The sequence below is a fragment of the Phenylobacterium sp. genome (assembly GCF_036821595.1).
In the GTDB taxonomy this organism is placed as follows: Bacteria; Pseudomonadota; Alphaproteobacteria; order Caulobacterales; family Caulobacteraceae; genus Phenylobacterium.
Window position 1 is genome coordinate 1 of the sequence record NZ_DAISJG010000073.1, and the last position, 9,705, is coordinate 9,705.

Annotated in this window: 12 protein-coding genes; 9 read left to right on the forward strand and 3 right to left on the reverse strand. The window is 73.2% G+C overall.

The features are described from left to right. The 3 genes from V7Z97_RS17615 to rsfS all read left to right on the forward strand — a co-directional run. The coding region (locus V7Z97_RS17615) for an aldehyde dehydrogenase family protein (protein ID WP_334164743.1) at nt 1–1,202 on the forward strand (1,202 nt) is incomplete at its 5' end. An 11-nt stretch (nt 1,203–1,213) separates the two neighbouring features. Continuing rightward, nucleotides 1,214–1,873: a nicotinate-nucleotide adenylyltransferase gene (locus tag V7Z97_RS17620; RefSeq protein WP_334164744.1), complete on the forward strand. Its 660-nt coding sequence runs from the start codon at nt 1,214–1,216 to the stop codon at nt 1,871–1,873. An 80-nt stretch (nt 1,874–1,953) separates the two neighbouring features. Further along, nucleotides 1,954–2,388: a ribosome silencing factor gene (rsfS, locus tag V7Z97_RS17625; protein ID WP_334164752.1), complete on the forward strand. Its 435-nt coding sequence runs from the start codon at nt 1,954–1,956 to the stop codon at nt 2,386–2,388. Nucleotides 2,389–2,403: 15 nt separating this feature from the next. Here the strand turns inward: rsfS and V7Z97_RS17630 are convergent, their stop codons facing one another. Then, nucleotides 2,404–3,105: an RNA polymerase sigma factor gene (locus V7Z97_RS17630; protein ID WP_334164745.1), complete on the reverse strand. Its 702-nt coding sequence runs from the start codon at nt 3,103–3,105 to the stop codon at nt 2,404–2,406. 95 nt (nt 3,106–3,200) lie between these two features. Here V7Z97_RS17630 and rlmH point away from each other — a divergent pair, with 95 nt between their 5' ends. The 6 genes from rlmH (at nt 3,201) to V7Z97_RS17660 (ending at nt 8,748) form a co-directional block, all read left to right on the forward strand. Continuing rightward, complete coding sequence (gene rlmH / locus V7Z97_RS17635; RefSeq protein WP_334164753.1) at nt 3,201–3,665, forward strand: 23S rRNA (pseudouridine(1915)-N(3))-methyltransferase RlmH; 465 nt, start codon at nt 3,201–3,203, stop codon at nt 3,663–3,665. Further along, nucleotides 3,666–4,523: a murein hydrolase activator EnvC family protein gene (locus V7Z97_RS17640; protein ID WP_334164746.1), complete on the forward strand. Its 858-nt coding sequence runs from the start codon at nt 3,666–3,668 to the stop codon at nt 4,521–4,523. Between the two features lie 76 nt (nt 4,524–4,599). Then, the gene (locus V7Z97_RS17645) at nt 4,600–5,994 is read left to right on the forward strand and encodes a S41 family peptidase (RefSeq protein WP_334164747.1); all 1,395 of its coding nucleotides are present in this window, start codon (nt 4,600–4,602) and stop codon (nt 5,992–5,994) included. A 279-nt stretch (nt 5,995–6,273) separates the two neighbouring features. After that, on the forward strand, nt 6,274–7,404 hold the full coding sequence (locus V7Z97_RS17650; RefSeq protein ID WP_334164754.1) for a divergent polysaccharide deacetylase family protein: 1,131 nt from the start codon (nt 6,274–6,276) through the stop codon (nt 7,402–7,404). After that, nucleotides 7,401–7,892 (forward strand): RNA pyrophosphohydrolase, encoded by a 492-nt coding sequence (locus V7Z97_RS17655; RefSeq protein ID WP_334164748.1) that lies wholly within the window; start codon nt 7,401–7,403, stop codon nt 7,890–7,892. The genes V7Z97_RS17650 and V7Z97_RS17655 overlap by 4 nt, the downstream gene beginning before the upstream one ends. A 94-nt stretch (nt 7,893–7,986) precedes the next feature. Continuing rightward, a complete protein-coding gene (locus V7Z97_RS17660) occupies nt 7,987–8,748 on the forward strand; it encodes an alpha/beta hydrolase (protein ID WP_334164749.1) in 762 nt (253 codons plus the stop codon). 6 nt (nt 8,749–8,754) lie between these two features. On the opposite strand, the gene sugE is transcribed toward V7Z97_RS17660, so the two are convergent. Both sugE and V7Z97_RS17670 read right to left on the reverse strand, forming a co-directional pair. Next, on the reverse strand, nt 8,755–9,081 hold the full coding sequence (gene sugE / locus V7Z97_RS17665) for a quaternary ammonium compound efflux SMR transporter SugE (protein WP_334164750.1): 327 nt from the start codon (nt 9,079–9,081) through the stop codon (nt 8,755–8,757). Nucleotides 9,082–9,177: 96 nt separating this feature from the next. After that, nucleotides 9,178–9,705: hypothetical protein (locus V7Z97_RS17670; protein ID WP_334164751.1), on the reverse strand; the 528-nt coding region annotated here is incomplete at its 5' end.

Below are 9,705 nucleotides of genomic sequence, written 5' to 3' on the forward strand. Positions count from 1 at the left end.
GCGCCCAGGCGCGCGGCCGCTCGACCACCCGGCTGATCGCCTCCGAGGCCATGCGTCGCGACATGGTGGCGGGCCTCAGGGCCTGGCGCGACGCCGAGCCGCCGCGCGGGCGGGTGCTGGAAACCGTCCGCCACGAGGGCTGGCAGGTGGAGCAGGTGATGGCGCCCCTGGGCGTCACGGGCTTCGTCTTCGAGGGGCGGCCGAACGTCTTCGCCGACGCGACGGGCGTGATCCGGGCCGGCAACACGGTGGTGTTCCGCATCGGCTCCGACGCGCTCGGCACGGCGCGGGCCATCGTGCGCGAGGCGCTGGACCCGGCGCTGGCCGAGGCCGGCCTGCCGGAGGGCGCGGCGGTGCTGGTGGATTCGGCGGCCCACGCGGCGGGCTGGGCGATGTTCGCCGACAGCCGGCTGGCGCTGGCGGTGGCCCGCGGCTCGGGGCCGGCGGTGGCGCAGCTCGGCGCGATCGCGCGGAGCGCCGGCACGCCGGTCAGCCTGCACGGCACGGGCGGCGCCTGGATGGTGGCCGACGCCACGGCCGATCCCGACCGGTTCTTCGCGGCCGTCTTCCACTCCCTGGACCGCAAGGTCTGCAACACCCTGAACACCTGCTGCATCGTGGCGGAGGCGGCCGACGCCCTGGTCCCGGTGTTCCTCGAGGCCCTGGCCCGGGCCGGCGAGCGGCGGCGCGGCTTCAAGCTGCACGTGGCCGAGGCGGACCTTGCCCGCATCCCCGAGGCTCTGCGGACCGCGCGCGGGACCGTGGTCCGGGCCGAGGGCCCCGTCGAGGAGCCGCTGGTCGAGCCCATCGCCGAGGCCGACCTGGGCCGCGAGTGGGAGTGGGAGGAGACCCCGGAGGTTAGCCTGAAGATCGTGGGCAGCGTCGACGCCGCCGTGGCCCTGTTCAACGCCTTAAGCCCCCGGTTCACCGCCAGCCTGATAAGCGGCGACCCGGCGGCGCACGCGCGCTTCTACGACCTGATCGACGCGCCCTTCGTGGGCGACGGCTTCACACGCTGGGTGGACGGCCAGTACGCCCTGGACCGGCCGGAGCTCGGCCTCTCCAACTGGGAGCACGGGCGGCTGTTCGCGCGCGGCGGCGTCCTGGCGGGCGACGGGGTGTTCACCGTCCGCGCCCGGGTCCGGCAGGCCGACCCCCACCTCGACCGCGGGGGCCAGCCCACCCCGCCCCGCCGCGCTTGAGGCGCCAGCGCATGTGGTTCGCGGGCCCGGCGCGCCGGATCCCGCCGGCCGGCCGCCCCGGCGGCCTCAGGCTCGGCTTCGACCTGAAGCCGGGGATGCGGGTGGGGCTGTTCGGCGGCTCGTTCAATCCGGCGCACGAGGGCCACGCCCACGTGGCCGAGACCGCCAAGCGCCGCCTGCGGCTGGACAAGGTGATCTGGCTGGTCTCGCCGCAGAACCCGCTGAAGCCGACGCACGAGACGGCCGACCTCGCCGAGCGGCTGGCCGGCGCCGCGGCGGTAGCGCGGGGCCGCGACATGATCGTCTCCGACGCCGAGACGCGGCTGGGCTCGCAGTACACCATCGACACCGTGCGCGCGCTGAGGGCCCGCTTCCCGGGCGTGAAGTTCGTCTGGATCATGGGGGCCGACAGCCTGGCCACCTTCCACCGCTGGCGCGGCTGGACCCAGATCATGCGCGAGGTTCCGGTGGCGGTGGTCTCGCGGCCGTGGATCTCGCTGAAGAGCCGCTTCTCGCCCGCCGCCGTGCGATTCCGTCACGCCCGCCTGCCCTCGCACCGGGCCATGGGCCTGCCCGACCTGCGCCCGCCCGCCTGGGCCTTCCTGTTCGGGCGGTTCAATTTCCAGTCCTCGACGGCGCTTCGGGAACGGATGCGCCGCGCCAAATCTTGACGTGTGCGTGAGGGCGGCTGACCCGGGCCCCCACGCGTGTTAGGGTTGAGGATAGCGAGGACATCAAAGGAGCAACCCCGCTGCAACGTGAAGCCGCGCCGCGCGCGCAAGAGGTCCCGGCCGCCGTCCAGGCGGACTCCGAGCCCTCGCAAGACGACCAGGGTCGCATCGCCGCCCTGGAGGACCTCATCCTGGCCAAGCTCGACGACGACAAGGCCCAGGACGTCGTCTTCATCGACCTCAAGGGCAAGAGCGCCGTCGCCGACGCGCTGGTCGTCGCCTCCGGACGCTCGCACCGGCACGTGGGCGCCATGGCCGACCACCTGCTGCGCGCCCTGAAGGACGAGGGCTACGGCCGCGTCAGGGTCGAGGGCCTGCCGCACTGCGACTGGGTGCTGATCGACACGGGGGACGTCATCGTCCACCTGTTCCGGCCCGAGGTGCGGACCTTCTACAACATCGAGAAGATCTGGTCGGTGGACGCCCCGCACAGGACGCCCGCGCCCAACGCCTGAGGCCCGGGCCCAAGTTCAGGCGACGGCGAGACCCGTCGCCTGCAACCGGGCCAGCACGGCCTCGGTGATCCGCCCGCAGCGGGCGCCGAGGAACGGGAAGGCCCCATCGAGCGCCGACGCCAGCTTGGCGTTGAGGCTCTCGCGGAGCATCCGCCGGGCGCGGTGCAGCCGCGTCTTCACGGTCGCCGGCAGGACGCCGAGGCTGTCGGCGGTCTCCTCCACGCTGCGCCCGTCCACCTCCCTGAGGATGAACACCAGCCGGAAGGCCTCCGGCAGCTCGTCGACGGCGTGCTCCAGGAGGCGCCGAGCCTCGGCGCGCGCCGCGTCGCGCTCGGGATCGCCGGCCGCCTGACCCGATGGAAAGACGAGCACCTGGCCCGCTTCCTGCGCCCGTTCGACGGCGTCGAGCTCGACCATGGCGCGCCGGCGGCGGAGCCGGTCGCGGGCCTCGTTCAGCACGATGCGGGTCAGCCAGGTGAGCAGGCTGGAGTCGCCGCGGAAGTCGCCGAGCTTCTGGAACGCCCGCACATAGGCCTCCTGCAGCACGTCCTCGGCCTCGGTGTCGTCGCGCATGACGCTGCGGGCGGTCCGGAACAGCGGCTGGTTGCAGCGCTGCATCAGCACGCCGAACGCCTCGCCGCGGCCGAGCCGGGCGAGCTGCACCAGTTCTGGCTCGGACAGGCCGGCGAAGTCGAGGGTTCGGGCGGAGGCGGTCATCGGCGGGCTCCCTGGCTCAGATGGTTGGACGGCGCCGGCGCCACAAGGTTCCCAGGGGCTCAGAGGCCGGGCCAAATCGCGCTATGGCTCCCGGCGTGAAGATCGCCATCGTCGCCATCGGCCGCCTGGCCCGCTCGCCCGAGACGGAGCTGGTGAAGCTCTATGTGGAGCGGGCGACCAACGCCGGCCGGGCGCTTGGCCTGGGTCCTGTCGAGGTGGTCGAGGTCGAGAGCCGCAAGCCCGGCAAGGCGGCCGAGGCCGAGGCCCTGCGGCCGCATCTCTCCGACGCCCATGTGATCGCCTGCGACGAGCACGGGACGGCGCGGCCGTCGCGCCGGTTCGCCGAGGAGATCGCCACCCTGCGCGACCGCGGGGTGCGGCGCCTGGTGTTCCTGATCGGCGGGGCCGACGGCCTCGATGCGGAGCTGCTGGCGCAGGCCCACGGCAAGCTCGCCTTCGGGCCGCAGACCTGGCCGCACGCGCTGGCCCGCGCCATGCTGGCCGAACAGGTGTACCGGGCGGTCTCAATTCTGGCGGGATCGCCCTACCATAGGGACTGAATGCGGACGCGGACGTCGATCGGCGGGGGTGTGGCGGCGGCGGGCCTGGGCCTGCTGGCCGTGGCCACCCTGGCCGTCGCCCAGCCGGGCGAGCGGCTGGCGCGGCTGAACCTCGCCGAGACCCAGCTGTCGGCCGAACAGGCGGCCAACATGAACCAGCTCGCCCGGATGCTGTCGGTGCTGGAGCAGATCCGCCGGGACCCGCCGCCGGCCCTGCTGGTCTCGCCGGAGGACGCCAAGGACGCGGTGCGCGCGGCCATCCTGGTCAAGGCGATGACGCCCGAGCTGCAGCGCCGGGCGCAGGGCTACGCCGCCGCCGCCAACGAGATGATGCGCCAGCGCCGGCTGGCCGCCGTGCAGAGCGAGGCCCTGTTCACCACCGAGAGCCAGCTCGCCGAGGCCGCCCCGGAGGCCGAGCGGCAGGCGCCCGACCTGCGTCCCCTGCCCCCGCTGCCGGCCGGGGCTCTCCGCGCGCCGGCGGCCCTGGTCCCGCCGCTGCAAGGCAGGCTGGTCCGCGGCTTCGGCGCCCCGCTGGCCGGCGGCGGCCGGGCCAACGGGGTGACGCTGGCCGCCGCCCGCGGCGCGCGGGTGGCGAGCCCCGGCGCCGGGCACGTCCAGTACGTGGGCCCGGTGAAAGGTTGGGGCGTCATTCTTATTTTAAGGCTGGCGGGCGGCTACCATCTCGTGTTGGCTGGCCTTGAGCGACCGTCGGTTTCGGTTGGACAATCCGTCGCGGCCGGAGAGCCTGTCGGATGGATGCCCGATGATCGACAATCGTCCTCGGAACTCTATCTGGAGATCCGGGAGCAGGGCGCGCCGGTCGATCCGGGGCGCTGGCTGAACCAAAATGCGGGCTGAGCGCTGCTGGAAAAGAGGCGTTCCGGGGGCCTGGTCACAAGCGGCGGGAGCCGCAGAGGGGAGCCTGAGGCAGGCGATGAAGAAGTACCTCCTGATCGGCGTTTCGGCCTTCGTGCTCGGCGCGGGGTCCATGGCCTATGTGAGCCAGCAGGCGATCGCCGCGGCCGGCCCCAACGCCAAGACCTACCGCATGCTGGGCCTGTTCGGCGACGTGCTCGACACCGTCGAGCGGCAGTACGTCACCGACGTGGACGACACCAAGCTGATCCAGGCGGCCATCGACGGCATGCTGACCAGCCTCGACCCGCACTCCGGCTACCTGGACCCCGAGAACTTCGACGACATGCGCGACCAGACGCGCGGCGAGTACGGCGGCCTGGGCATCGAGGTCACCAGCGAGGACGGCGTGGTCAAGGTGATCTCGCCGATGGACGACACCCCGGCCCACAAGGCGGGGATCAAGGCCGGCGACTACATCACCGCGGTGAACGGCGACAGCGTGCTGGGCCTGACGGTGACCGAGGCCGTCAAGCAGATGCGCGGCCGGCCGGGCGAGGCGGTCACCCTGACCATCGCCCGCGAGAAGTCCGACCCGTTCGACGTGAAGCTGGTCCGTGAGGTGATCAAGCCGAAGTCCGCCACGGCCAAGATGGAGGGCGACTACGGCGTCCTGCGGATCGGCAGCTTCAACGAGAAGACCACCGACGAGGCCGAGGCCGCCTTCGCCGCCCTGCGGGCCAAGAACCCGCAGATGAAGGGCCTGATCCTCGACCTGCGCAACAATCCGGGCGGCCTGCTCGACCAGGCGGTGGCGGTCTCTGACCTCTTCCTGGAACGGGGCGAGATCGTCAGCCAGCGCGGGCGCGACCCGCGCGACGTGGAACGCTACAACGCCCGCCCCGGCGACATCACCGGCGGCATGCCCGTGGTGGTGCTGGTGAACAACGGCTCGGCCTCCGCGGCCGAGATCGTCGCCGGCGCCCTGCAGGACCGCAAGCGGGCCGAGGTCGTCGGCCTGACCACCTTCGGCAAGGGCTCGGTGCAGACCGTGATCCCGTTGCGCGGCGGCATGGACGGGGCCCTGAAGCTGACCACGGCGCGGTACTACACGCCGTCCGGCCGCTCGATCCAGAAGACCGGCATCGAACCGGACCTGGAAGTCGCCTCGTCCCGCGAGGAGGCCCAGAACATCGCCAACCGGGCGTTCCAGTTCTCCGAGGCCTCGTTCCGCAACGCCCTGAACGCCGACGAGGGCAAGGTGCGCCGCGGGGCCCACGAGCCGGCCGAGGCGCCGCCGGAGAGCTTCGACGTGAAGAAGGACTTCCAGCTGGCCCGCGCCGCCGAGGTGCTGAAGTACGGTTCGGTGGCGGCGACGCCGAAGCTGCCGAAGCCCACCGCCAAGCTCGCCGAGGTGGTCGGCTCCAAGGCCCGGGTGGCCGAGGTGAAGCCGCCGCAGACGACGCAGAAGTAGCGGCCCTCCGGCCGAGACACGGAAAGGGCGGTCCCCCCGGGGCCGCCCTTTTCTCGTTTGACCTCCACCTCGCCCACGGTCGTGCGAAGCGCGATCCGGGGGACCCAAGCGGCCTCCCCCCGGGGGCGCACTCAGCCCGGGTCATCCGGATCAGCCTGCGGCTGACCGTGTGATGATGGCGGGCGGGCCACCCTGCGGCCGGTGACCGCACCCTGCGGTTGATCCCTCGTTAACCGTATGGCGGGACCCTCCCGGCAGAGGAGCTTCCCCAGCTTGGCCATGATCGCGATTCCCCGTCTGCAGGCGCCGGCGTTCAGCTTGGCGAAGCTGCGCGGGCTGGCGGCCAGCCCCTACGCCGGCGCCGGCGCGGCGGGCGCCATGCTGCTCGTGGCGGCCGCGGCCCTGGTCGCCATGATGGGGCCGGCCGAGCCCGCCGGCCCGGTGGTCAAGGTTCCGCTGGCGGACGCGCTGCGCCACGCGCCCGACGGCTGGCGCCAGGCCCTGCCGAAGGCGGGCGCCATGGCCGTCACCGAGGACGTCATGCGGCTCTCGGACCGGCCGCTGGCGCCCATGGCCGGCCCGACCTGGAACTCGGCGGGCGGCGGGGCGGGGCCCGCGGCGGCCTACGCCGACGGCCCGCTGCCGGCGGCCCCGATCGCCGGTTTCTACGCCCCCGGCCCCGGGGGACCGCTGCCGATCATCGCCCAGGACGGGCGCACGCCGTTCGAGGCCTACCGGCGGCCGTTCACGTCCAACGGACGGCCGAAGATCGCCGTGGTGATCGGCGGCTTGGGCCTGAACGCCCGCGCCACCCAGCAGGCCATCGAGACCCTGCCCGGCCCGGTCACCCTGTCCTTCGTGCCCTACGCCGAAGGCCTGCAGGGCTGGATCGACCTGGCCCGCCAGCACGGCCACGAGGTGCTGCTCGAGACACCGATGGAGCCGCTGGACTATCCGGACAACGACCCCGGCCCCTACACCCTGATGGCCAAGGGAAGCGCGCCAGAGACCGCCAAGCGGCTGGAATGGATCCTGTCGCGGGCCACCGGCTACTTCGGCCTGACCAACTACCTGGGCTCCCGGTTCCTGGCCGATCCCGCCGCATACGAGGCCTTCGCCACCGCCGCGCGCGGCCGGGGCCTGGGCTTCATCGACGACGGCGCGGCGGGCGGCCAGGGCGGGGGCCTGCCGCGCGCCTCGGCCGACCGGGTGATCGACGACCAGCTTACCGCCAAGGGTATCGACCAGCAGCTGCTGGCGCTGGAGGCCGGCGCCCTGCAGCGCGGCCAGGCGCTGGGCGCGGGCTTCGCCTACCCGGTGACGCTGGAGAAGGTGGCGCGCTGGACCGCCAGCGTGGAGGAGCGCGGCTACCAGCTGGCCCCGGCCTCGGCCCTCGCCGCCAAGCGATGAGCCCGGACGACGAGCTGCCCGAGCACAGGCCGAACGTGGGCGTGGTGCTCTTCCACCCCGACGGCCGCGTCTGGCTGGGCCGGCGGGCCGGGACGCCCGAGCCCTGGAACTGGCAGTTCCCGCAGGGCGGCGTCGACAGGGGCGAGGACTTCCACGAGGCGGCGCTCCGCGAGCTGCACGAGGAGACCGGCGCGCGCACCGTCACCTACCTGGCCCGCACCGAAGGCTGGATCCGCTACGATTTCCCGGAAGGCTGGGGCGGTTCGAAGGCCTGGCGCGGCTGGAAGGGGCAGAAGCAGGTGTGGTTCGCCTTCCGCTTCAACGGCGAGGAGGCCGAGTTCGACCTCGCCCACCATGCGGAGCCGGAGTTCGACGCCTGGCGCTGGGGCTACCTGGAGGAGGCGCCGGAACTGATCGTGCCGTTCAAGCGGGCGGCCTACGAGCAGGTCGCCCAGGCTTTCGCCAGCCTCGCGGCCAGGCGTCCGTGAAACCTCCCCGGCTCCCGGGCTTTCGGGATAGGATGAGCCCGGCGACGGACCCGCATCGCGACAGAAGGCCCGCGCCGGACCGGACGAGGGGATCATGACCGCCATCGTGATGGTGCACGGCGCGTTCTGCGGCGGGTGGGCGTTCGAGCGTTTCCGCGAGGCCTTCGAGGCGCAGGGCCACGAGGTGCTGGCGCCGGACCTGCGCGGCCACGGCGCGGACGAACCGGGCGAGCGGGTGATCGGCGTCTCCATGTCGGACTACGCCGCCGACATCGCCGCCCTGTGCGCGGACCTGCCCGAGCCGCCGGTGCTGATCGGACATTCCATGGGCGGCCTGGTGGCCCAGATGGCGGCCCGCCGGGTGCGGCCCCGGGCGCTGGTGCTGCTGGCGCCGTCGGCCCCCTGGGGCGTCTCCGGCTCGACCTTCGAGGAGGCGGTGACGGCGTTCGGGGTGCAGATGATGGGCCCCTTCTCGAGCGGCGCGGTGGAGCCCGACCGCGAGCTGATGCGCCGCTACAGCCTGGACCGGGTCCACAGGCCCGAGCGCGAGGCGGTGGTCGAGCGCATGCGCCGGGAGAGCGCCCGGGCGCTGCGCGAGACGCTCAACTGGTGGCTGGACCCGTTCATGACCACCAGCGTGGGGCCTGGGCCGCTGGGCGCGCCCGCCCTGGCCATCGCCGGCGAACACGACCTGGTGCATCCGCCCGCCACCGTGCGCCAGACCGCCGACCGGGTCGGCGCGGCCTTCGTCCAGATGCCGGGCATGAGCCACTGGCTGGTGGGAGAGCCCGGCTGGGAGGCGGTGGCCGAGCGGGTGCTGCGCTGGCTGGCCCAGGAGGCCCGGGCGGCGGCGTGAGCCGCCCTACCCCTCCGCCGGCGTCAGGAACTTCAGGCCCAGGATTCCCGCCACGATGAGGCCCAGGCAGACGAGGCGCGCGACCGTCGCCGGTTCGCGGAAGAGGACGATGCCGAGGACGGCCGTGCCGACGGCGCCGATGCCGGTCCAGACCGCATAGGCGGTGCCGATCGGCAGGCTGCGCACGGCCATGCCCAGCAGGCCCATGCTGGCCACCAGGCTGACCGCGGTGAGCGCGGTGGGGACCAGGCGGGTGAAGCCGTCGGTGTACTTCAGGCCGATGGCCCAGCCGATCTCGAAGAGGCCGGCGACGAAGAGGATGACCCAGGCCATGGCTGGCTCCGCTGTCGTGGCGGGGCCGTCCCCGCGGACAAAAGAAAAGCGCCGGGGTCGTCCCCGGCGCTGATCGAGGTCGGCGATGCCGGGACCCTAGAGCTTGCGCTCCTGGTACTGCAGGGTGCCCATGTCGTAGCGGCCGTTGACCTGGCTGTCGTCCGGCTTGCGCACGGTGGAGAAGTTCAGGCCGATCGACTGGGTCGAGGACAGGTGCTCCCACGAGCGGCGCACCCGCTTCAGGCCGTCCGGATCGACGGGCTGGGTGTAGTTGGCCGTGGGGTCGAGCGGCGGCTGGCGGGTGAAGGCCCAGACGTTCAGCGCCTTGGCGATCTCCTCGGCGGAGCCCGTGGCGTAGCGCAGCTCGGCGAAGCAGACGTCCTTGTTGGAGCCCTGCGGGAACAGGACGATCTGGTAGTTCTTCTGCCCGCCCAGGGGCTTGGCCCAGGTCTGGTCGCGGCGGTTCATCTTGAAGCCCTGGGACTTCGCCAGGTCGTCCAGCTTCTGGCCGCGGACGGCCGGGACGCAGACGTTGTCCAGGGCCGCCAGCACCTCGGCGGCGTCGCCGGTGGTGGGCAGCGGCGGCGGCGCCGGGGGAGCCTCGGCCGGCGCGGCGGCGGGCGG